The sequence below is a fragment of the Flintibacter porci genome (assembly GCF_041925195.1).
GTDB lineage: Bacteria > Bacillota > Clostridia > Oscillospirales > Oscillospiraceae > Lawsonibacter > Lawsonibacter porci.
The window spans coordinates 54,387-77,696 of sequence record NZ_JBHEVB010000008.1 but is presented as its reverse complement, the minus strand read 5'-3'; the positions used below and the strand labels follow the sequence as shown (position 1 = coordinate 77,696).

Genomic DNA, 23,310 nt, shown 5'->3' with positions numbered 1-23,310 from the left:
CCGCTGCGCGAAGGCGCTCATCGGAGCCGTCCCCCGGCGATCTTTGGTTTCTTTCCATCGCTGGAAAGAAACTCGCCAAAGGCGAAAAACTTAATCCTGCGGCTTCTTGTTATACTTCTCAAACCGCTTCATATTTCCCAGGTGATTCTTCCACACCCGCAGGCGGCGCTTGAGGGACCCATCCCCTTCATACACCAGAGAGTGGTGATCGGCTCCGGCGCGGATGAGGGACTTCATCTCCTGGTGGTACTTCTTGGGAGTGAAGTCAAAGGCCACCTTTTTGGGTACCATCCGCCACAGAGAGCGGTTCTTGGTGATCTCAAAGGGCAGCTCCTTCTCCTCCACCCGGTCCTCCACCACCAGCTTGGCAATATTATGCCCCGATCCGGTGACATAGTAGTTGCTCCGGCCTTGGCGGCAGTTGATTTCAAAGGCCTTGTACTTGCCGTCCCGCTGGTCGTACTTGATGTCAAAGTTGGAGAAGCCGGTAAAGTGCAGGTCCTCCAGCAGGCCCTTGATCTTCTGGGACAGCTCCTCGTCGTGCTCGGTAAGGATGACGGCGTGATTGCCGATGCCGTGGGGGGAGTGCTCCTCCAGCAGCACATGGCCCAGACACATGAGCTTTACCTTGCCGTTGCGGTCGGAGTAGTTGGTCAGCACCCGCATGTAGGTGTCGTCTCCGGGGATGAACTCCTGGAGCACCATGTGGTCGGGGTAACCGGCGGCGTACACCTGGTCCAGGGCGGCAAGCAGTTCCTCCCAGCTCTGGCAGATGTAGACCTTGGCCAGCTCATGGACGCCGCAGGCCCAATAGGCCACAGAGTCGGCAGGCTTGGCGATGTAGGGCGGTCCCCAGGGCAGGGTGAAGTCGTGACCCATGGATTTGTCGTAGATGAAGGTGGCGGGGTGGTCGATGCCGTGCTGGTCACACAGGGCGTAGAACTTCTCCTTGTTGATGAGGGTGTCCAGCAGCTCGCCGTCAATGTAGGGGGCGATGGCGTTTTCCGGCAGCTGGTCCTTGCAGTGGGCGGCCAGCTGGACATAGCTGTCGCCGCAGCCCATGACCAGGACCTTCTTGTCCGGAAATTCCTTGCACACCTGAGCCACATTCTTGCGGAAGGCGTCGGCGCTCTCGTTGTCGGCGCACACCCGGTAGTCGATGATGGCGCTGCCGTGGCAGGGGAAGGAGGGGTAGCGGCCATAGGCAATGCTCTTGACGCCGTAGGCCTCATGGAAGGCACGGGCCACGCTGTACACGTTGATATCGCCGCCGAACAGCAGCGGCTGGAAGGATAACTCACTCATAGCAGGATGACTCCTTTTGTTTCCTTATGGTAATATCTGCGGAAAACCCGCATTATCGAAATTCAATGGGCATACCCCGGGCGTAGAGGGGATCCAGATCAAAGGCGGCCACATCTCCCGCGGAGCACTTCACATCGGTGACATTCAAGATGGTCTCGGAGGCGCCGATGGAACCGATGACCCGCACCCGCTGGCCGTTGAGACGCACGGTACGGTTGCGGCTGCGCCGCCAGGCCCGCCACAGCTCCAGCAGGCTCTGACTTCTGGGGCGCTCCACCCCAAAGCCGTTCTGGTAACCCACCGGCAGGACAGCCACCCGGGTGGGCTTTTTCATGGCGATGAGCTTGTCCGCGCCCACGGTGTGCCCCTTGGGCAGCCAGCGCACCTCGGTGATGGAGGCCTCGCCGTAGCCCACGGTGGTCAGCCCGTCCCCTTTCGTGCGGCGGCAGCGGCCCAGAATGGCCGACCCGGCCCGCACCGCGTCCAGGCGGGCGTCATCAAAGTGCATCAGGGCGAAGGAACCGGCGGCGTGGACGGTGCCGGTCTCGAAACCTGCCTGGTGGATGGCCTCCAGCACTTGCTGGAATTGCCCCAGCTGGCCGTCCACCTCCTGGCTCTTGCCGGTGACGGCGTGGAGCTGGGTGTAGATGCCGGACAGAGCCACGTTGGGCAAAGAGCGGTAGGCCAGCAGGATCTTCTCCGGCTCAGAGATCAAAAAGCCGCCAAAGCCCAGGCCGGTGTCCACCTGAATGTGTGCCTCGGCCACGGTGGAGCGGTTCTCCGCCACGGCGTTCAGGGCCAGGCCGGTGTCCACGGACGAGACGGTGCACACCACGCTCAGGTCCACCAGCCGCTCCAGCTCCTCCCGGTCCACGGTGGAGCGCAGCATCAGGATCTCCTCGGTCTCAAAGCCCGACTCCCGCAGCAGCTGGGCCTCCTCCACCGAGTTGACGCCGAAACGGGTCACACCGGCGTCCCGCAGCAGCCGGGCCAGGCGCACGGCGCCCACACCGCCTCCCTGACCGGACACCACGCCGTACAGGGCGGCCCCCTGGGCCCGCTCCTTGATCACTGCCATGTTGTTTCGGATGGCGGAGCGTTCAATGATCAATCTGCGCATCGCGGTATGACTCCCTTCTCTGTCTGCCGGCAAGCTTGGCCGTGGGATCTCCTGGAATGTTTTATTTTATCACCATATCGGGGAAAAGGCAACGGAACGCAAGGGGCCGTGGAGAGAAACCAGGGGTAGTTTTCCCAAGGTTTACAAAAAGTTTATAAATCTTCCCACCCCCCTCCGGCCTTGTTTCAGGGGCCAAAAAATGATACAATACTATGATTAAACCAATAAATTAGTATGGAGGACTCCATGGAACGTAATACAACCACCATTTCCCGGGAGGACATCGCCCGGCAGATGGATCATTGTCACGCCGTCGCCCAGATCAATGCCCAGCGTCCCCAGCCCCCGCTGGCCTTTGTGGACACCTACGGCTGTCAGCAGAATGAGGCCGACTCCGAGCGCATCCGCGGCTATTTGCAGGAGATGGGCTACGGCTTTACCCAGGACGAGGAGCAGGCCGACGTCATCGTCATCAACACCTGCGCCATCCGGGAGCACGCCGAGCAGCGGGTGCTGGGCAACCTGGGCGCTCTGGTGCACGTGAAGCGCCGCCACCCCGGCCAGCTCATCTGCCTGTGCGGCTGCATGGCTCAGGAGGCCCATGTGGCCCAGAAGGTGAAAGAGTCCTACCGCCATGTGGACCTGGTCTTTGGTCCCCAGGTGCTGTGGCGCTTCCCCGAGTTCATCCACAGCCTGCTCACCGCCCGGGGCCGGGTGTTCCAGACCCCCGACCTGCCCGGCTCCATCGCCGAGGGCATCCCCGTGGTGCGCCAGGACAAGGTGAAGGCCTGGGTGTCCATCATGTATGGATGCAACAACTTCTGCTCCTACTGCATCGTGCCCTATGTCCGGGGCCGGGAGCGCTCCCGAGAGCCGGAGGATATCCTCGCGGAGGTCCGCCAGCTGGTGGAGGAGGGGTATAAGGATATTACCCTGCTGGGCCAGAACGTAAACTCTTACGGCAAAGACCTGGAGAATCCCATGGACTTTGCCGACCTCCTCTCCAAGGTCAACGAGATCCCCGGGGACTTCCTCATCCGCTTTATGACCTCCCACCCCAAGGACGCCACCCAGAAGCTCTTTGAGACCATGGCCCGGTGCGAGAAGGTGGCTCCGGTGCTCCACCTGCCCTTCCAGGCGGGCAACGACCGCATCCTGAAGGTGATGAACCGCCGCCACACCCGGGAGCAGTATCTGGAAAAGATCCGGGCCCTGAAGGCCCTCATCCCGGATATTGTGCTCACCTCCGACGTGATTGTAGGCTTCCCCGGGGAGACCACCGAGGAGTTTGAGGACACCCTGAAGGTGCTGGAAGAGGTGCGCTACGACGCCCTGTTCACCTTCATCTACTCCCCCCGGGTAGGCACCCCCGCCGCCAAGATGGACGACCCCATGCCCCGGGAGGAGAAGCTTGCTAATTTCAACCGCCTGGTGGCCCTCCAGGACAAAATCTCCGAGGAGAAGCACGCCGCCTACATCGGCAAGACGGTGCGCTGCCTCATCGACGGCCAGGGGGATGATGCTGAGTATCCCTTTACTGCCCGGACGCCCGGCAATCGGCTGGTCAGAGTGAAGGGCGGTACTGCCGATGATGTGGGGCAGTTCCGGGAGATCAACATTATTGGGGCCAATAAGTGGTCGCTTTACGGAGAAGTGGCAGAGAAATAACTATTTTTTGTAGAGACCGGAGTTGTTCTTTCCAGCGATGGAAAGAACCAAAAATCGCCGGGGGACGGCTCCGATGAGCGCCTACGTGGAGCGGGCGCTCATAGTCGCCTTGTCCCTACCCCCTCTGGCCCTTTGGGCCATCTCCCCCTGACAGGGGGAGTCGGCCCCCGGTCCCCCTGTTTACGGGGGCGGGTCACTTTGGTTTGTTGGTAATTTTCGGCGGTCCTAAGCTTTGACTGTGCTCCCTTCTCCTCTCGGCCCACTGGGGCCTACCCATCTAAAATTTATAGGAGGGCGGCTCTAACGCACACCGCCTGGTGCGTCCCTACCTGTTTGGTGCGGCGGTGGTCGGGTGGACCAGCTGCCACGGTTTTGCCCAGGCAGGCGGTGTCCGTACAGCGCGGATGCTTCTAAATTTCTGACCCGGCAGGGGCCTGTGTCCCCGAGGCAAGAAGCATCACAGATCTTGTCTTTGCCCGCCGGATGGTTACCACCCAACCATCAATAGGGCGTCCCCCGTAGCTGGGGGTCCGGGGGTAAGAGACTATGAACACCCGCCGTTGGCGAGGTGTTCATCGGAACGCAACCCCCGGGGCATTTTTGGTTCCTTTTTGGGCAAACAAAAAGGAACCCGCCCCGCAGGGCGGAACTCTTTAAATACAGAAAAAAGAAACTCACAACGCAGAAAGACGGTGAACCCATGGCAGAACTGACCCCCATGATGAAACAATATCTGGAGATGAAGGACCGCAATCCCGACTCCATTTTGTTTTTCCGACTGGGCGATTTTTATGAAATGTTCTTCGACGACGCCAAGCTGGTGTCCAAGGAGCTGGACCTGACCCTCACCACCCGGGACCGGAACAAGCCCCCGGAGGAGCGCACCCCCATGTGCGGCGTGCCCTACCACTCCTGTGAGAGCTACATCGCCCGGCTCATCGCCAAGGGCTACAAGGTGGCCATCTGCGAGCAGACCGAGGACCCTGCCACCGCCAAGGGGCTGGTGGACCGGGATATCATTCGCATCATCTCCCCGGGCACCGTTATTTCTGCCTCCATGCTGGAGGAGGGAAAAAACAACTTCCTCAGCGCCGTCTATGCTGACGAGTCAGGGGTAGGCCTGTGCCTGTGTGATATCTCCACCGGCGAGGTGTTTGCCACCTCCTTCCCTGCCGGACCGGAGGCCCGGGACCACCTGGAAAACGAGCTGGGCCGCTTCCATCCCACCGAGGCGGTGCTCTCGGAGGGTGCCTGGGCGCTGGCGGGTCTCACCGACTTTTTGAAGGACCGCTTGGATTGCATGTGCCAGCACTGGGAGGAGGAGGGCTTTGCCCTGGAGAACGCCCGGGAGATGGTGAACAAGCAGTTTACCGCCGGGCTGGAGACCCTGCCTGCCGGGGACACCGCCGCCGTCCAGGCCACCGGCGGGCTGCTCCGCTACCTCTACGACACCCAAAAGACCGATCTGGGCCACATCGCCGCCTTCTCCTACTACACCACGGGCCAGTTTATGGAGCTGGACCTCACCGCCCGGCAGACCCTGGAACTTACCGAAACCCTGCGGGGCAAGGAAAAGAAGGGCTCCCTCCTGTGGGTCATGGATAAGACCCGCACCCCCATGGGCCATCGCCTCATCCGGGGCTGGATGGAGCGGCCCCTTCTCTCCCCCGTGCAGATCGCCCGGCGGCAGCAGGCGGTGGGCGATCTGGTGGAGGACATCATCACCCGGGAGGAGCTGACCCTCACCCTGCGGGAGGTCACCGACCTGGAGCGGCTCATCGGCCGGGTAGTGTACGGCACCGCCGGAGGCCGGGACCTCACCGCCCTGGCCACAGGCCTGGGTAAACTGCCACGCATCCGGGAGCTGCTCTCTCCCTGCTCCTCTGCCCTGCTCCAGTCCTTGGCCGAGCAGCTGGATGATCTGCCGGACTTGCGGGAGCTTCTCCAGCGTGCCCTGGTGGACGAGCCTCCCTTCTCCGTGCGGGAGGGCAAGTTTATCCGGGAGGGGTACAGCGAAGAGGTGGACCGGCTGCGCAACGTGATGGACCACGGAGCGGACATGCTGGCCGACCTGGAGGCCCGCACCAAGGAGCAGACCGGCATCAAGAACATGAAGGTGGGCTACAACAAGGTCTTTGGCTACTACATCGAGGTAGCCAAGTCCCAGACCAACCTGGTGCCTGAGGGCTGGGTGCGCAAGCAGACCACCGTCAATTCCGAGCGTTACATCTCCCAGGAGCTGAAAGACCTGGAGCACACCATTCTCTCCGCCCAGGACAAGGTGGTGGCCCTGGAGTATCAGCTCTTCTGCGAACTGAAGGACACCGTCTGCCGCCACGTCACCCAGGTGCAGAAGAGCGCCGCCACCGTGGCCCAGGTGGACGTGCTCAACTCCTTTGCCACCGTGGCCGCTGCGGGCAATTACTGTATGCCTCAGGTGGACAATTCCTCGGTGCTGAACATCGTAGAGGGCCGCCACCCGGTGGTAGAGAAGATGCTCAAGGACTCCCTCTTTGTCCCCAACGACACCCACATGGACGACGGGGACGACCTGTGCGCCATCATCACCGGCCCCAACATGGCGGGTAAATCCACCTACATGCGCCAGGTGGCCCTCATTACCCTCATGGCCCAGATGGGCTCCTTTGTCCCCGCCAAGTCCGCCCACATCGGGGTGGTGGACCGGGTGTTCACCCGCATCGGAGCCAGCGACGACCTGAGTGCCGGCCAGTCCACTTTCATGGTGGAGATGACCGAGGTGGCCCAGCTGCTGAAAAACGCCACCCGCCGCTCCCTGCTCATCCTGGACGAGATCGGCCGGGGCACCTCCACCTACGACGGCATGGCCATTGCCCGCTCGGTTCTGGAATATTGCGCCGACAAGCGGCGGCTGGGGTGCAAGACCCTTTTTGCCACCCACTACCATGAGCTTACCGTCCTGGAGGGCGAGATCCCCGGGGTGAAAAATTACAACATCGCCGCCAAAAAGCGGAAAGACCAGGTGATTTTCCTCCGAAAAATCGTCCGGGGCGGGGCCGACCAGAGCTACGGCATCGAGGTCGCCCAGCTGGCCGGCGTGCCCGACCGGGTCATCAAGCGTGCCCGGGAGATTTTGAAGGACCTGGAGGCCGGAGGCGTGGAGCGTCCGGTGGTTTCCGTCCAAGAGGACAGCGGGCAGGTTTCTCTGGGAGATCTGGGAGGCGAGACGGTGCTGAAAAAACTGCGGATGACCGATGTAAATATCCTCTCCCCCATTGAAGCACTGAATCTGCTCAATGAATTGAAGCAGGATTTAAACTAAGGAACTTTAAAAAGACGCTTGTTCCTTTTTGCTTGCCCAAAAAGGAACCAAAAAGGCCCTGGGGGCCGCCTTCGATGAGCGCCTACGCGCAGCGGGCACTCATAGGCGGCTTGCCCCCAGACCCCCATATTACGGGGGACGCCCTCCTGTCAGATAGTAAAATCCTCCCGGCGGCCGAAGACAAGATCTGTGATTTTTCTTGCCTCGGCCCATTAGGGCCTACAAATTAAAAATTTGAAAGATGTGCAGTTGAAATAACACTGCCTGGTGCAGAAAAACTGTGGCAGCTGGTCCATCCGACCGCCGCCGCACCAAACAGGTAGGGATTCACCAGGCGGTGTGCGATAGAGCAGCAATGCCCTCAAATTTTGATGGCAAAAGGGCCTAAGGCCTGAGAGAAGAGGGATGCACGGTCAACGCCTAGGACCGCCGGAACTTACGGACCAGCCAAAGTGACCCGCTCCCGTGAATGGGGGCCTGGGGGGCAGATGACTGTGAGCGCCCGCTGCGCGAAGGCGCTCACCGGAATCAACCCCCAGCGCATCTTTGGTTACTTTCTGTGCGAGCAGAAAGTAACATCCGTTTCCCTCCCCCAAAATCGACCCATTCCCCCTAAAAGATAATGTAAAGGCAAAAACTTTACAAGCAACCCATAAAAATTTGACCTCAAGCATTTTGGAGGTACCTATGCCAACCATTCAAGTATTAGACTCCCACGTGGCCGACCTGATTGCCGCCGGCGAGGTGGTGGAGCGGCCCGCCAGCGTGGCCAAGGAGCTGATGGAAAACGCCATTGACGCCCGGGCCTCCAAGGTGACGGTGGAAATTTCCCACGGCGGACTCACCTTTCTGCGGGTGACCGACGACGGCAAGGGCATCCCCGCCGGGGAGCTGAAAACCGCCTTTCTCCGCCACGCCACCAGCAAGCTGCGCACCGCCTACGACCTGGAGGCCATCGGAACTCTGGGTTTCCGGGGCGAGGCTCTGGCGGCCATCTCGGCGGTGTCCCGGGTGGAGGTGATGACCCGCACCGCAGATGCCCCCCTGGGGGCTTCCCTCTCCCTGGAGGGGGGCGTGCCCGGCGAAATCGAGGAGGCGGGCTGTCCCCTGGGCACCACCATGGTGGTCCGGGACCTGTTTTACAACACCCCCGCCCGGCTGAAATTTATGAAAAAGGACTCTGCCGAGGGGGCCGCCGTCTTTGCAGTGGTCCAGCGGGTGGCCCTGTCCCACCCGGAAGTGAGCGTCAAGTTCATCCGGGACGGCAAGCAGGAGCTGCTCACCCCCGGAGACGGCGCGCTCCAAAGCGCGGTGTACGCCGTACTGGGCCGGGAACTGGCCCTGGGCTTCCGGGAGGTGAAGAGCGGCGGCGACGGGATCAAAGTGACCGGTTTTGTCTCCCAGCCCGCCTGCTGCCGGGCCAGCCGGAACTGGCAGTTCTTCTTTGTCAACGGGCGGCAGGTGAAGTCCCGCCTGCTCATGGCCGCTCTGGAGCAGGCCTATCAGAACCAGAAGATGGTAGGAAAATTCCCCGCCTGCGTCCTCCACGTGGAGGTCAAGCTGAGCCAGGTGGACGTAAACGTCCACCCCGCCAAGACCGAGGTGAAATTCGGCAGCGAGCGGGAGGTATTCAATGCCGTGTACCACGCCGTCCTCTCCGTCCTGGAGGGGGACCGCAGCCATCCCCAGGCCACCTTCTCCCCTGCTCGGCCTAAGCAGACGCCCGGCCAGACCACCATGCCCGGACTGTCCGCCCAGACCTACCGTCAGCTCACCGTGGCTGACGTGGCCGCACCCCGCTTTACCCCCAAGCCCCGTCCCACCTGGACGCCGCCTCCCGCCGCCGCGCCCCGGCCTTCTGTCCCGAAAAAGGCCCCCTATGTGGAAAGCGGTGTGGAAAACTTGGTGGAGAAAGTGGACAACTTCGTACACCCTGTGGAAAACTTAGTGGACAAAGTGGATAAGATTCCGCAGGAAACCTTATTAAACTCCAAAAAGCTGGAGAAACACGCACAAGTTATCCCTTCCAAACCTCAGCCCCAGCCCATCCCGGAGCCAGTGGCCGCGCCGGAACCGAAGGACGAGCCGGTGGAAAAATCTGTGCAGATGCCGGAGGTAGAGAGAGAGGCCGAGCCTGTTCCTGAGGTGGAGCCCTGGCGCTTGGCCGGAGAGGTGCTGAATACCTATATTATTGTGGAGCAGGGAGACAAGATCCTGCTCATCGACAAGCACGCCGCCCATGAGCGGATGAATTTTGACCGCATGAAGGCCCAGGGGTACCAGGCCATGGCCCAGACCCTGCTCAGCCCGGTAATTTGCCGTCTGGCCCCGGAGGAGCAGGCGGTGCTGCTGAGCAATTTGCCCCTGTTGGAGGAGTTTGGCTTTCAGGTGGATGACTTCGGCGGCGGAGCCCTGGCGGTGCGGGAGGCTCCGGACTATCTGGATGTGGAGGACATCCCCGATACCCTCTCCCAGCTGGCCCAGAAGCTGCTTACCACCGGACACGCCGATCCCGCCGCGGCCCGGGACGAGCTGCTGCACACCGTGGCCTGTAAGGCGGCCATCAAGGGGGGCTGGAAGACCAGCCCTCAGGAACTGGAGCGGGTGGCTCAGGCAGTGATGGATGGAAGCGTCAAGTATTGCCCCCACGGGCGGCCGGTGGCCATTGAGCTGACACGGAAGGAATTGGAGAAGCAGTTTAAGAGAGCTTAATACAGGGGCGGCATTGGCCCGCCGGAAGATATGGGATGTGACTTTCTGAGCGATCAGAAAGTCACCAAAGAATCGCCGGGGGTCTCCTTCGATGAACACTTGGCTTTCGCCAGTGTTCATAGGCGTCGTCCCCCGGACCCCCGGTTACGGGGGCGGGTCACTTCGGCCTTTTGATAATCACCGGCGGGCAAAATCAAGTTCTGTTTCCGTCCTACTCCCGGGCCTTAGGCCCTTTTGCCATTAAAATTTGAGGGCTTTTGCCTTTTAACGCACACCGCCTGGTGCCCACCTACCTGTTTGGTGCGGCGGTGGTTGGGCGAAGAACGGCGCGTGCCCGAATACGGACCAACTGCCACAGCTTTCCTGCACCAGGCGGTACCATTTCAACGGTGCTTTTTTAAATTTCAAATATGTAGGCCCCAGTGGGCCGAGGCAAGAAGGATGCAAGATCTTGTGTTCGGAGCCGCCGGACGCAAATGCCAAATCCTCAGGAGGGCGTCCCCCGTAATGGGGGTCTGGGGGTGGGGCGACTGTGAACGCCCGCGCTCCGCGAGGCGTTCACCGGAGACATACCCCCAGGGCATTTTTGGTTTCTTTTTGGGCAAACAAAAAGAAACCCGCCCCGCAGGGCGGAACCCTCCTCCCCTGACAACATAAGAAAGGAGCCCTGTTATGAGCTGGAATGCCGCACTATACTATTACCACCTCTCCCGGGGTGGGGACTACTTCGGCCTGCCCAAAGAGGGGTGGGAGAGCTCGGCCCACGCCGCCCTGGTGCTTCCCCGGGACAAGGGTCCAATCCACATTTCACCCTGGCTGGACAACTATGGCCGCTACGGGGTAAGCTGGAAAGTGGCAGTTACCTGCCAGGTGGAGCTCCAAGCCCCCTATACCTTGAAAATCACCGGCGGCGGCGCGGTGCGCCGGGGGCTCAATACCGTGCTGGATGGGCTGGAGCAGGGCTATAAGATGCTGGGCGGCAAGGGAGAGCTCACCCCGGATTTCGGAGCTCCGGAGCTGGCGGCTCAGCGTGGCCTGAAATCGGATAACGCCCAGTTTACCCGGTGGGTGCTCCAGAGCAATGAGCTGCGGCAGGGCTTGAAAAAGTTGGAGAAGGCTTCGGTGCGGGTGGAGCCCCTGCTTCCTGATAGTACCCAGCATATGGTCTGTGTCCTGACGGATATGGACAGCTTTGATGTGGACGATGTCATGCTGGAAGACTGGAAGCGGAAGAGCGCTTATGAGGAGACCGGCGTGTTTGAGCGGCTGGATGCCCTAGTGGAGCTGCTGGAGACCGCCCGGAACGCAGTGACCGCCTGGCCCATGCCCCAGACCTATGAGGGGCAAAAATAGACCATTGACCGGGGGAGTATAATAGAGGTAAACTCCCCAGCAAGAGAGGACACCGCCCCGCAGGGCGGAATCCCAGAGGCGAAACGCAGTTTCGCAGAAAGCTTTTTTGCTACTTTTTTCTCGAAAAAAGTAGGGCCAAGCTTTCTTTCAAGAAAGCGGGAAAGAGGTGAACCCCCATGCCCCCTAAAATCTTAGTGATCGTCGGCCCCACAGCCTCGGGCAAGACCCGCATGGCGGTGGAGCTGGCCCAGCGCCACAACGGCGAGGTGATCTCCGCCGACTCCATGCAGATCTACCGCACCATGGACATCGGCACCGCCAAGCCCACCAAAGAGGAGATGGGGGGCGTCCCCCACCACATGATCGACGTGGCCGACCCGGAAGAGGACTTCTCTGTGGCCCGGTACGTGGAGATGGCCGCCCGGTGTGTGGACGATGTGCTGGCCCGGGGCAAGCTGCCCATTGTGGCCGGTGGAACAGGGCTGTACATTGACTCCCTGCTGTCCGGACGCACCTTTGCCTCCTTCTCCCCCGACAGCGCCCTGCGGGGCGAGCTGGAGCAGGAGCTGGCGGAAAAGGGCGGGCAGGCCATGCTGGAAGCCCTGGCCCAGGTGGACCCGGAGGCGGCACAGCGGCTCCACCCCAACGACCACAAGCGCATTATCCGCGCCCTGGAGGTCTACCGCTCCACCGGCAAGACCATCACCCAGCACAACCGGGAGACCCAAGCTATCCCGCCCCGGTATGACGCCCTGACCATCGGTCTGGCCTTCCAGGACCGGCAGGCCATGTGGCGGCGCATCGACCAGCGTGTAGACGAGATGGTAGCGGCGGGTCTGGAGGACGAGGTGCGCCGGCTGCTCACCAGCGGCATCTCCCCCAAATGCACTGCTATGCAGGCCATCGGCTACAAGGAGTTTACCCAGGCGCTGTCCGGGGAGATGACCTGGCAGGAGGCCGCCGACGTGGTAAAGCTGCGCTCCCGCCAGTATGCCAAGCGGCAGCTCACCTGGTTTGGCCGCAACCCCAACACCCGCTGGGTGCGGTGGGACGATCCCCCGGAATTTGAGCAGGGGCGGCGGGCTTCGACAGAATATATGGAAGAATTTGGTATATCATAGGGGCACTCAGGCCGGGATTCCGGCCATAGAAAAAGGAGTGCTACATATGCAGAAAACAAATAATCTTCAGGAGATCTTTCTCACCCAGGTCCGCCGGGAGCGCCGGAATGTCACGGTTTTTTTGATGAATGGCTATCAGATGCGGGGCTATGTCACCGGGTTTGATGCCTTTACGGTAGTCTTGAGCAGCGACGGCAAACAAATGGTCATTTACAAGCACGCCATTTCCACCATTGTACCTGAGCGGCCCATTCCCCTCACCTCTCCCCAGGAGACCTGATCCCCTCCGGAGACCGATCCAGCCCCCTGCCAGCGGGCAGAAAGAGAGAACGCTATGAAACAAGGACGACCCCTTATCACCTTTGTCATCGCCCTGTTTGCCGGGGCGCTGGTCCTGTATTTCCTGATCAGCCTGTGGAAAACCTTCCAGGACCCCTTTACCACCACCTATACGTACAGCTATACCCTTAACGACAGCATCCAGACCGAGGGCCTCATTATTCGGGATGAGCAGGTGCTCTCCGGCAGCGGCGGCATTGTGGATGTGACCCGGGGCGAGGGCGAAAAGGTGGGCGTCAACCAGACGGTGGCTCTCATCTACCGGGACGACCAGGCCCGCCAGAGCCAGGAGCAGCAGGAGGCCCTGCGCCTGGAGATCACCCAGCTGCAATATGCCCTGGGCCAGGGAGAGGATGTAAGCTCCGCGGCCAAGCTCAACGACGATATTTTAAACGCCATGGTGTCGCTGCGCACGGCCAGCGCCCAGCAGGACTTCAGCGACCTGGAGGACCAGGTGCTGGAGGTCAAGGGCAAGGTGCTGCGCCGGGAGTACACTTACAGCGACGAGCTAAGCGCCGAATCTCTCACCACCCGGCTTCAGGAGCTGGAGACCCAGTATCAGACCCTGCGCAATCAAAGCTACTCCGCCATTACCCAGGTCACCGCGCCCACGTCGGGCACCTTCTCCACCCTGATGGACGGGTATGAGGGGCTCATCAATTCGGAGAGCGCCGGGAACCTTACCCCCCAGGCCCTGCAGGACCTGCTGAATCAGAATCCCTCCGGCGACAGTGCCGCCGTGGGCAAGCTCGTCTCCTCCGACAAGTGGTACTTTGCCGCCGTGGTCACCCAGGAGGAGGGCGAGCGGCTGGAACAGGCCGGGACGCTCACCCTCCGCTTTGCCGGAGATTTTACCCAGGATATCTCCATGAAGGTGGAGAAGGTGAACCAGGACGGCCAGGGCCAGGCGGTGGTCCTTCTCTCCAGCGACCGTTATCTGGAACAGACTACTTTGCTGCGCCGGGAGACGGCGGAGCTCATCTTCAACAGCCGAACCGGCCTGCGGGTGCCCAAGAGCGCCCTGCGCATGGTCACCACCACCTCCACCGACGAGGAGACCGGTGAGACCACCGAGACCGACACCCTGGGGGTCTATGTGGTCACTGCCGGACGGGCGGAGTTTAAGCCTGTGACCATCCTCACCGAGGGGGACGATTTCTATGTAGTCCAGTCGGTGCGGGAGGACAAGAAAGCTCTGCGGGCAGGGGACGAGGTCATCGTCCAGGCCACAGGACTGTACGACGGACAGCTGCTGCTGTATTGATGGAAACAGCCCGCCCCATAAGGGCGGAAGGACAAAAGAAAGAAGGAAACAAAGATGTCCATTCAGGAGCATGTGAACGCAGTACGGGAAAAGATGGCGGCGGCTGCCAAGGCCGCCGGACGGGATCCCGGGGAGATCACCCTGTGCGCTGCCACCAAGGTGCAGACCGACGACACCATCCGGGAAGCCATTGCCGCGGGAATCATGGTATGCGGCGAGAACCGGGTGCAGGAGCTCACCGCCCACCTGGAGGCCAACGCCTATGAGGGCGCTCAGGTACACTTCATCGGCCACCTGCAGACCAACAAGGTGAACAAGGTGGTGGGCAAGGTGGACCTCATCCACTCGGTGGACTCGGAGCGGCTGCTGCGGGCCATTGACCGCCAGGCGGACAAGCTGGGTCTGGTGCAGGACGTGCTGCTGGAGGTAAATGTTGCCGGGGAGCTGAGCAAAGGGGGCTGTACCCCCGATGAGGCCTGGGAGCTGGCCCAGCTGGCTCAGTCCTTGGAGCACGTGCGTCTGCGGGGTCTGATGGCGATTCCGCCCATCGCCCAGAAGCCCGGAGACAATACTCCTTATTTTTCCATTATGAAGAAGCTTTATGTTGACATAAAGGAAAAAATAGCCCATAATCAAGATGATATGGATTGCCTGTCCATGGGGATGAGCGGCGATTATGAGGACGCCATTGCCCAGGGCGCCACGCTGGTGCGGGTGGGTACGGCCCTGTTTGGGCCTCGGCCCCCCATGGCAAAACAATAACGCAGAGATATATTCCAGAGAAAAGAGGGTTACTACCATGGGATTTTTAGACGAGTTCAAGCGCCTGGCCCACCCCTATGAGGATGAGGAAGAGGACGAGTTTGACGAAGATTTTGATGCGTCTCCCCGTCCCGTGGAGCGCCGGGAGCGTCCCGCCCGCAGCGAGCAGAGCTATGCGCCCATCGACGAGCTGGAAGCCCGCCGCAGCAACAAGGTGGTCAACATCCGGGCGGCCACGCAGCTGCAGGTGGTGCTGGTAAAGCCCGAGCGCTTTGAGAATGCCAGTGAGATCGCCGACCACCTGCGGGAGAAGCGCACGGTGGTGCTCAACCTGGAGTCCACCAACAAGGAGATCGCCCGCCGTCTGCTGGACTTCTTGTCCGGCGTGGCCTACGCCAACGAGGGCAAGATCAAGAAGGTGGCTATCAGCACCTACATCATCACGCCCTACAACGTGGACATCCTGGGCGATCTCATTGACGAATTGGAGAACAACGGGCTGTATTTCTAAATAGCCTTGCCCTGCCCGGTTCCGGGCACAACAGATAAGATTTTGGGGGGATTACTATGCTGACTCCGCAGGAGGTTTCTGAGCGCGCCTTTCCCAAGGCGTCCTTTGGCGGATACAATATGGCCCAGGTGGACGAGTTCCTGGACGTACTGACCGAGGATTACAGCGCCCTTTACAGCGAAAACGCGGTGCTGAAGAGCAAAATGAAGGTGCTGGTGGAAAAGGTAGAGGAGTACCGTTCCACGGAAGAAGCCATGCGAAAGGCGCTGATGACCGCCCAGCGGATGGCGGACGAGCTGGTGAAGGAAGCCCAGGACCAGCGGGACCAGATGCTGCAGCAGGCCCAGGCTGAGGCCCAGCAGCAGGTGGAGTCCATCCGCAAGGAGGTGGAGGCGGAGCAGTATCGTCTGTCCTGCGCCAAGCAGGAGACCGCCGCCTATGTGCAGAAGGTGAAGGCCCTGCATCAGCAGGCCCAGACCTATCTGGACCAGCTGGACCAGATCACGCCCCAGCAGCCTCAGGCGGAGCAGCCCGCCCAGACCGATGCGGTAGACCAGGCGGTCTCCGACATTGACGACAGCGTGCAGCGTCTGGTGGCCAAGGCCATGGCCGAGGCCAAGGAGGAGAACGAGAAGGCCCGCCAGGGCCAGGACCTGTCCGACACCGCCGAGTTCCCCGCCCAGGGGGGCCAGGAGCCGGAGCACGACGAAATGGAGCAGACCACCCGCATCGACTTCGGGGAGCTGCAGTTCGGCCGGGACTACGAGATTAAATAAGATAAAATATCCCCCGGAATTTAAGATTCCGGGGGATATTTATTGCCATTTGTTCTACGCATAAAAAATGGGAGCGACCTGAGCAGTCACTCCCACAAAAATCTCTTTTACGGGCGCAGAAGGGAAACGAAGTTTCCCATAAAGTTCTTTGCCAAGCTTTCTTTCAAGAAAGCGGGCAAAAAGCTTTTTTGCCTACTTTTTTCTCGAAAAAAGTAGGTTGACAAACCATTCAGGCAGGGGGCACTCCAGTTCCACCGGCTGTCCGGTGGTGGGGTGGATAAAGCGCAGCCGCCGGGCGTGGAGGCACTGGCCTGCCAGGCCGGGCACCGGCTTTTTTGACCCATACACCGTATCGCCCAGCAGGGGATGGCCCAGATAGGCCATGTGGACGCGAATCTGGTGGGTGCGGCCGGTCTCCAGACGGCACTCCAGGTGGGTGCAGCTGGGATAGCGCCCCAGCACCTTCCAGTGGGTCACCGCCGGACGGCCCTTGGGGTCCACCGCCATCTTCTTCCGGTCCACCGGGTAGCGGCCAATGGGGGCGTTCACCGTGCCGCTGTCCTCTTTGAAGCCGCCCACCGCCACCGCCTCGTACACCCGGGCCAGGGTGTGGTCCTGAAGCTGGGCGGCCAGAGCCAGATGGGCGCGGTCGTTTTTGGCCGCGATAATAAGGCCGGAGGTGTCCCGGTCAATGCGGTGGACAATGCCCGGGCGCAGCTCCCCGTTGATGCCTGACAGGGAGTCCCCGCAGTGGTAGAGCAGGGCGTTGACCAGGGTGCCATCGGGGTGTCCGGGAGCGGGATGGACCACCAGCCCCACCGGCTTATTCACCACAATCACGTCGTCATCCTCGTATACCACGTCCAGAGGGATATTCTGAGGCACGATCTCCACCGGCTGAGGGTCGGGAAGCAGCACCTCCACCACCATGCCGGGGGTAGTCTTGGCGTTCTTTTTCAGAGGCTTTCCACCGCTGGTCACCGCCCCCTGTTCCAGCAGGCGCTGGGCGGCGGAGCGGGTCAGGTCCTCCACCTGGCTGGCCACAAAGGCGTCCAGCCGCTCGCCCCCCTCCTGGGCGGTCAGAATGAGGGGGGTCACAGGTTGTTCTCCCGGGACTTGGGTCCCTCCAGCTTGTCCCACAGCAGCAGGTAGTACAGGGCGGCCCCGATGCCGCCCACTACCACGCAGATGTCGGCCACATTAAAGACGGCAAAGTTCATAAACAGCACATTGAACATGTCCACCACGTAGCCCTGAAGCGCCCGGTCGATGAGGTTGCCCACGGCTCCCGCCAGCAGCAGGCTGAGACACACCCGGCCCAGAGGATGGCGGAAGAACTTTTTTACCAGAGCCACCGCCAAAACTACCGACATCACCAGGGAGATCAGAGTCAAAATCCAGGTGTGCTCGTTGAACAGGGAGAAGGCGGCGCCGGTATTCTGCACGTAGGTCAGGTCCAGAATGTAGGGCAGAAAGGGCACGTGATGCCCCAGGGGGATATTTTGAACCACCAGATATTTTACCAGCTGGTCCAGGGCCACCAGAGCGGCCGCAAGCAGGGCGTACAGCATAAGAAAACTCCTTGAAAGGCGACATAATACAAGTAAGATGGACTCTATTTTATCATGTTCTCTGCCCGGGTACAACGGGGAATTTCCAGACAGGATGTAGATTTTTGCCTTCCCCCGTACAGCGCCAGGTGGTAAAATAGAAAAAGCAAGAAAACGAAGGAGGGGAACGGTCATGGAGATCCAGGGCCTGCAAAAAATGACCCTGCTGGACTACCCCGGCAAGGTGGCCTGTACGGTTTTTCTGGGAGGGTGTGACTTTCGCTGTCCCTTCTGTCACAACGGGGAGCTGGTCCTCTCCCCTGCCCCGGCGGAGATGAACCAGCAGGAGCTGCTGGCCTTTTTGAAAAAGCGCCAGGGGCTGCTGGACGGGGTGTGCATCACCGGCGGAGAGCCGCTGCTGCGGCCTGACCTACCCCAGCTGCTGGAGGCGGTGAAGGCCCTGGGCTACCCGGTGAAGCTGGATACCAACGGCAGCCACCCCCGGGCTCTGGTGGACCTGGTGGAGCGCAAGCTGGTGGACTATGTGGCTATGGATGTGAAAAACAGCCCGGAGCGCTACCCGGAGACGGTGGGGGTGCCGGGTCTGGACGTGGGTCCCATCCGGGAGAGTGTGGACTTTTTGCTGGAGGGCCTGGTAGACTATGAGTTTCGCACCACGGTGGTGCGGGAGCTGCACGACGAAGACAGTTTTCGTGCCATCGGTCCCTGGCTTTCCGGTGCGAAGCGATACTTTTTGCAGTCCTTTGTGGACCGGGACACGGTGATCCGGGAGGGGCTGCACCCCTGGGACCGGGATCATCTGCAAGGATTTGCTGAACTGGTGCGGCCCTGGGTGCCTTCCGTGGAGCTGCGGGGCGTGGATTAAGAAAAACAGGCGGTGATTTTCCAATGGAAAATCACCGCCTGTTTTTTTAATTCGGCTTATTCTGTGGTGTCCGGGCAGTTTTCCGCCAGGTCCAGAATGATGTCCACACACTTGTCGATCCCCAGCACGCTGGAGTCCAGACACACGTGGTAGTTTTGAGACATGCCCCACTCCCGGTCGGTGTAGTGCTTGTAGTTGATGCGGCGGCGGGTGTCCTTGTCCTGGAGGCGCTTCTCCGGGGCCACCTCCGACTCGCCGTACAGGCGCACGATGCGCTTGGCACGGAAGTCCATGCTGGCGTGGATAAAGGTGTGCAGACAGTCGGTGCGGTCCTTCAGAATGTAGTCGGCGCACCGGCCTACGATGACACAGGGACCCTTGTCTGCCAGATCCCGAATGACGTTGTGCTGGATGGTCCACAAAAAGTCGGCGGCGGTCATGCCGCCCATGACACCGGGGACGCCCCGGCCCAAAAAGGAGAAGGCAAAGTGGGTCTTGCCGGGGGCAAACTCCCCCTGCTCCTCAATGTACTTGGGGTCAAAGCCGCTCTCCAGAGCCACCTGTTTGACCAGTTCCTTGTCGTAGTAGGGGATTCCAAGGCGCTGGGCCACCGTCTTGCCGATGGTGCGTCCGCCGCTGCCAAACTCCCGACTGACGGTGATGATACTTTTCTTCATAACCGATTAACCTCCTTCGCCGGGCGGGAGACCGCCAACGATTTGACTATATTATACAACATCCAAACTGATTTTGCATGTGTTTTGCAGCGGCAGTCAAGAGAAAAGCGGGTGGACAAAGGGCCTGAGGTGTGATAAGATACCGGCGACGAGTTTGTATCTGTCTCGTCCAAGCCCGAAGCGCGGAGGCGTGCGAAACAGCGCGGATGGACCGGAGCGAGGGCAAATGCCCAGGACCCACCCAGTGGGGCCGGGATTTGTCCGAGTCGAAGGGAAGCCGCGCGTTGTGAAGCCGCCGCAGCGTGACAATGCGAAGCGCGGAGGACAGGCCCATAGGGGAGCTTGGAGCGGAGCGAAGGGCGCAAACCAAGACCGGCATGTGCCGGGCTGTTTGTGCCCTGAGACGAAGTGAAAGCGACCCGGCCATGGGCCCAGTCCGCAGCGTGACACCACGAAGCGCGTAGGACGGCCCATAGGGGAGGGCCGTGTATCCAATTCGTAGCGTGATCACGCCATGCCTTGTTTCGGGTTCGTTCGGGGGGCAACAAAAATGCCCCGCCGTTCTCTAAATAATAAAATGGAGGTTTTTTTATGCGCAAATTTACCACCCGAGACCTGTCTCTGGCCGCCATCATCGCGGCGGTGTACGCGGTTCTCACCCTGATCCTGCCTATCCCCGCCTTTACCGGCATCCAGGTGCGCCTGTCTGAGGCCCTCACCGTGCTGCCCTTCCTGCTTCCTGCTACGGCGCCGGGACTGGTGATCGGCTGCTTCATTGCCAATTTGTTCTCCCCCTTCCCCCTGGATATCATTTTTGGCACTGCTGCAACCCTGCTTGCCTGTATTCTGACCCGGCACATGCCCAACCGGTATCTGGCTCCCCTGCCCCCGGTTTTGTGCAACGCGGTCATCGTGGGCGCGGAGATCGCCTGGAGCGAGACGGGCTTTACGTCCGCCTTCTGGCCCGCCTTTGGGTTTAATGCCTTCACCGTGGGCTTTGGGGAACTGCTGGCCTGCTATATTCTGGGCAGCGTGCTGCTGGCAGCCCTGCCTCGGGTGTCCTTCTTCCGGGCTATGATCCCCCAGAACCGCCTGGAGCGCCTGGGGTTTGAGCAGAAGACCCCCAAGCTTTCTTGAAAGAAAGCTTGGCAAAGAACTTTGCGGGAAACTTCGTTTCCCTTCTGCGCCCGTAAGGAAGATTTTTTGTGGGAGTGACGTTCTGCGTCGCTCCCACTTTCTTTTCTTGAAAGAAAAGAAAGCAAAAGAACTTTGTGGGAAACTTCGTTTCCCCTCTGTGCCCGTAAGGAAAATTTTCGTGGGAGTGACATTCTGCGTCGCTCCCGCTTTTTTCTTGCCCAAAAAGCAACATCTGTCCCTTGCGTTTTGTTCATAAAAGAAACATAATTTATTCACACTTAAAATTTGATTTTCCTGGGAAATGGACTAAGATAAAGTAAATTCGTGATAACAGATCACGTTTCTTCCCCAAGGGGAGATCAGAAAGGATGGAGCTTTTATGCAGGAAGTGAAAAAACCTTCCAAGCGCCCCCTAGTTTTCTATTATCTCATCGGTATGCTCATTTTAATGGTGCTGAACATGACGTTTTTCCCGTCTGTGCTGGAAAAACAGGTCCAAGAGGTGAGCTACTCCACCTTCATGTCCATGACCTATGAGGACAACATCGGTCTGGTGCAGATCGAAGGGGATGAGATCACCTTTACCGACAAGGCTCAGGAGAAGATTTACAAGACTACCGCCATCGACAGCGATACTGAGATGGTCCAGCGGGTTTATGAGCACGGCGGCGATATCAACCGCATCGATACCCAGCCCGGACTGCTCACCTCCATTCTGGTGGGGTGGGTGCTGCCCCTGGTGCCCTTCCTGCTCATTGGCTACTTTATCCGCAAGCGGATGCAGAAGAGCATGGGCGGCGCGGACGGCATGATGTTCGGTATGGGCGGCGGCTCAGGCGCCAAGGTATATGTCCCCTCCTCCAGCGGCATCCGCTTTGCCGACGTGGCCGGTGAGGACGAGGCCAAGGAGCTGCTCAGCGAAATTGTGGACTTCCTCCACGACCCCGCCAAGTACGCCGCCATCGGCGCCAAGCTGCCCAAGGGCGCGCTGCTGGTAGGCCCTCCGGGCACCGGCAAAACCCTGCTGGCCAAGGCTGTGGCCGGTGAGGCCAACGTCCCCTTCTTCTCCATCGCAGGCAGTGAATTTGTGGAGATGTTCGTAGGCCGGGGCGCCGCCAAGGTGCGTGACCTCTTTAAGCAGGCCAACGAGAAGGCCCCCTGTATTGTCTTTATCGACGAGATCGATACCATCGGCAAAAAGCGTGACGGTCAGCTGGCCGGCAACGACGAACGGGAGCAGACCCTCAACCAGCTGCTCACCGAGATGGACGGCTTTGACGGCTCCAAGGGCGTGGTGGTGCTGGCCGCTACCAACCGCCCCGACAGTCTGGACCCCGCTCTGCTGCGTCCCGGCCGCTTTGACCGGCGTATTCCCGTGGAGCTGCCCGACCTCCAGGGCCGCATTGAGATCCTGAAGGTCCACGCCCGGAAGATCCGTCTGGCGGAGGACGTGGACTTTGAACCCATCGCCAAGACCGCCGCCGGAGCCTCCGGCGCGGAGCTGGCCAATATCGTCAACGAGGCCGCCCTGCGGGCGGTACGGTCGGGACGGCAGTTTGCCACCCAGGAGGACCTGCAGGAGAGCGTGGAGGTGGTCATCGCGGGCTACCAGAAGAAGAGCCGGGTGCTCTCCGACGAGGAGAAGAAGATCGTGGCGTACCACGAGGTGGGCCACGCTCTGGTGGCCGCCTTGCAGAACCACTCCGCCCCGGTGCAGAAGATCACCATTATCCCCCGCACCTCCGGCGCGCTGGGCTATACCCTCCAGGTGGACGACGGCGACCACTTCCTTATGTCCAAGGATGAACTGCTCAACAAGATTGCCACCTACACCGGCGGCCGGGCCGCGGAACAGCTGGTCTTCCACTCTATCACCACCGGAGCCTCAAACGACATTGAACAGGCCACCAAGCTGGCCCGGTCTATGATCTCCCGCTTCGGCATGAGCGAGGAGTTCGGCTTTGTGGCCTTTGAGACGGTAAGCAACCAGTACCTGGGCGGCGACGCCTCCCTGGCCTGCTCCCCCGAGACCCAGGCCCGTATCGACAAGAAGGTCACCCAGCTGGTGGATGAACAGTACCAGAAGGCTATGGAGCTGCTGAAGGAAAACGAGAGTAAGCTCCATGAGATCGCCGGGTACCTCTATGAGCATGAGACCATCACCGGACAGGAGTTTATGGACATTTTGAATCGGTAAGATGGATTTCCCCCAGGGCTTGTCCCTGGGGGAGTTTTTGTTTAGGGGGAGGATGTTACTTTGCCCGCGGCGGCAAAGTAACCAAAGCGCCGCCGGGGGACGGCTCCGATGAGCGCTGCGCCTTTGCTTGCGCTCATAGTCACCTTTCCCCCGGACCCCTATTTACGGGGGCGTGTCCCTTTGGCGTGTTGGTCAGTTTCGGCGGTCCGAAACTTTGACCATGCACACCCCTACTCTCGGGCCAATGGGCCCTTTTTCCATCAAAATTTGTGGGCTGTTTGATTCTATCGCACGCCGCCTGGTGCCTGCCTACCTGTTTGGTGAGGCGGTAGTCGAGCGGAGCAACTGCCACAGTTTTGCCAGGGTAGGCGGTGCCATTTCAGCGCAATTCCCACCAAATTTTGCATATAAAGGGCCTAAGGCCCGAGGCAAGTGGTATCACAGAACTTGTTTTAGGCCCGCCGGGAGGTTTTTAAAAGTTTGCAGGAGGGCGTTCCCCGCAAAAAGGGGTCCAGGGATGGCGACTATGAACACCCGCCTTTGGCGAGGTGTTCGTCGGAGCCATACTCCCTGGCGCATCTTTGGTTACTTTCTGTGCGAGCAGAAAGTAACATCCGTCTCTATAACGGAA

The 23,310-nt window shown here is 60.4% G+C and carries 18 protein-coding genes; 13 read left to right on the top strand and 5 right to left on the bottom strand.

Annotated features, from left to right (window positions below):
* Positions 1–90: 90 nt before the first annotated feature.
* Together ACEVJL_RS10320 and ACEVJL_RS10315 are read right to left on the bottom strand one after the other, a co-directional pair.
* On the bottom strand, positions 91–1,305 hold the full coding sequence (locus tag ACEVJL_RS10320; RefSeq protein ID WP_151074992.1) for a carboxylate--amine ligase: 1,215 nt from the start codon (positions 1,303–1,305) through the stop codon (positions 91–93).
* A 52-nt stretch (positions 1,306–1,357) separates the two neighbouring features.
* The gene (locus tag ACEVJL_RS10315; RefSeq protein ID WP_374737795.1) at positions 1,358–2,425 is read right to left on the bottom strand and encodes an alanine racemase; all 1,068 of its coding nucleotides are present in this window, start codon (positions 2,423–2,425) and stop codon (positions 1,358–1,360) included.
* A 246-nt stretch (positions 2,426–2,671) separates the two neighbouring features.
* Here ACEVJL_RS10315 and miaB point away from each other — a divergent pair, with 246 nt between their 5' ends.
* The 10 genes from miaB to ACEVJL_RS10265 all read left to right on the top strand — a co-directional run bounded on the left by miaB (position 2,672) and on the right by ACEVJL_RS10265 (position 16,232).
* Positions 2,672–4,093: a tRNA (N6-isopentenyl adenosine(37)-C2)-methylthiotransferase MiaB gene (miaB, locus tag ACEVJL_RS10310; RefSeq protein WP_374737794.1), complete on the top strand. Its 1,422-nt coding sequence runs from the start codon at positions 2,672–2,674 to the stop codon at positions 4,091–4,093.
* A 700-nt stretch (positions 4,094–4,793) separates the two neighbouring features.
* Positions 4,794–7,394, top strand: coding sequence for a DNA mismatch repair protein MutS (gene mutS, locus ACEVJL_RS10305; protein WP_374737793.1), 2,601 nt, complete (start codon positions 4,794–4,796; stop codon positions 7,392–7,394).
* 687 nt (positions 7,395–8,081) lie between these two features.
* Entirely contained in the window at positions 8,082–10,106 is a 2,025-nt protein-coding gene (gene mutL / locus ACEVJL_RS10300; protein WP_374737792.1) for a DNA mismatch repair endonuclease MutL, read from the top strand.
* Positions 10,107–10,778: 672 nt separating this feature from the next.
* Positions 10,779–11,459 carry a hypothetical protein gene (locus tag ACEVJL_RS10295; RefSeq protein ID WP_235396498.1) on the top strand — a complete coding sequence of 227 codons (681 nt, stop codon included), beginning with the start codon at positions 10,779–10,781 and terminating at the stop codon, positions 11,457–11,459.
* A gap of 176 nt (positions 11,460–11,635) precedes the next feature.
* Positions 11,636–12,580 (top strand): tRNA (adenosine(37)-N6)-dimethylallyltransferase MiaA, encoded by a 945-nt coding sequence (miaA, locus tag ACEVJL_RS10290; protein WP_374737791.1) that lies wholly within the window; start codon positions 11,636–11,638, stop codon positions 12,578–12,580.
* A gap of 46 nt (positions 12,581–12,626) precedes the next feature.
* On the top strand, positions 12,627–12,860 hold the full coding sequence (gene hfq / locus ACEVJL_RS10285; RefSeq protein WP_020989987.1) for an RNA chaperone Hfq: 234 nt from the start codon (positions 12,627–12,629) through the stop codon (positions 12,858–12,860).
* A gap of 54 nt (positions 12,861–12,914) precedes the next feature.
* Positions 12,915–14,183, top strand: coding sequence for a biotin/lipoyl attachment domain-containing protein (locus ACEVJL_RS10280; RefSeq protein WP_325207392.1), 1,269 nt, complete (start codon positions 12,915–12,917; stop codon positions 14,181–14,183).
* Positions 14,184–14,237: 54 nt separating this feature from the next.
* Positions 14,238–14,945 (top strand): YggS family pyridoxal phosphate-dependent enzyme, encoded by a 708-nt coding sequence (locus tag ACEVJL_RS10275; RefSeq protein ID WP_325207393.1) that lies wholly within the window; start codon positions 14,238–14,240, stop codon positions 14,943–14,945.
* Positions 14,946–14,982: 37 nt separating this feature from the next.
* The gene (locus ACEVJL_RS10270; protein WP_008982377.1) at positions 14,983–15,456 is read left to right on the top strand and encodes a cell division protein SepF; all 474 of its coding nucleotides are present in this window, start codon (positions 14,983–14,985) and stop codon (positions 15,454–15,456) included.
* 56 nt (positions 15,457–15,512) lie between these two features.
* Positions 15,513–16,232: a DivIVA domain-containing protein gene (locus tag ACEVJL_RS10265; protein WP_374737790.1), complete on the top strand. Its 720-nt coding sequence runs from the start codon at positions 15,513–15,515 to the stop codon at positions 16,230–16,232.
* 192 nt (positions 16,233–16,424) lie between these two features.
* Here ACEVJL_RS10265 and ACEVJL_RS10260 read toward each other — a convergent pair whose 3' ends face one another.
* Positions 16,425–17,330 carry an RluA family pseudouridine synthase gene (locus ACEVJL_RS10260; RefSeq protein WP_374737789.1) on the bottom strand — a complete coding sequence of 302 codons (906 nt, stop codon included), beginning with the start codon at positions 17,328–17,330 and terminating at the stop codon, positions 16,425–16,427.
* Entirely contained in the window at positions 17,327–17,803 is a 477-nt protein-coding gene (gene lspA, locus ACEVJL_RS10255; RefSeq protein WP_302668755.1) for a signal peptidase II, read from the bottom strand. Before lspA ends, ACEVJL_RS10260 begins: the two co-directional genes overlap by 4 nt.
* 172 nt (positions 17,804–17,975) lie before the next feature.
* Here lspA and ACEVJL_RS10250 point away from each other — a divergent pair, with 172 nt between their 5' ends.
* Positions 17,976–18,668, top strand: coding sequence for an anaerobic ribonucleoside-triphosphate reductase activating protein (locus ACEVJL_RS10250; protein WP_235396487.1), 693 nt, complete (start codon positions 17,976–17,978; stop codon positions 18,666–18,668).
* 56 nt (positions 18,669–18,724) lie between these two features.
* Here ACEVJL_RS10250 and ACEVJL_RS10245 read toward each other — a convergent pair whose 3' ends face one another.
* On the bottom strand, positions 18,725–19,345 hold the full coding sequence (locus tag ACEVJL_RS10245) for a cytidylate kinase-like family protein (protein WP_302668753.1): 621 nt from the start codon (positions 19,343–19,345) through the stop codon (positions 18,725–18,727).
* Positions 19,346–19,936: 591 nt separating this feature from the next.
* On the opposite strand from ACEVJL_RS10245, the gene ACEVJL_RS10240 reads away from it, so the two are divergent.
* Both ACEVJL_RS10240 and ftsH read left to right on the top strand, forming a co-directional pair.
* Positions 19,937–20,482, top strand: coding sequence for a QueT transporter family protein (locus tag ACEVJL_RS10240; protein ID WP_374737788.1), 546 nt, complete (start codon positions 19,937–19,939; stop codon positions 20,480–20,482).
* 379 nt (positions 20,483–20,861) lie between these two features.
* On the top strand, positions 20,862–22,679 hold the full coding sequence (ftsH, locus tag ACEVJL_RS10235) for an ATP-dependent zinc metalloprotease FtsH (protein ID WP_374737787.1): 1,818 nt from the start codon (positions 20,862–20,864) through the stop codon (positions 22,677–22,679).
* Positions 22,680–23,310: the final 631 nt, after the last annotated feature.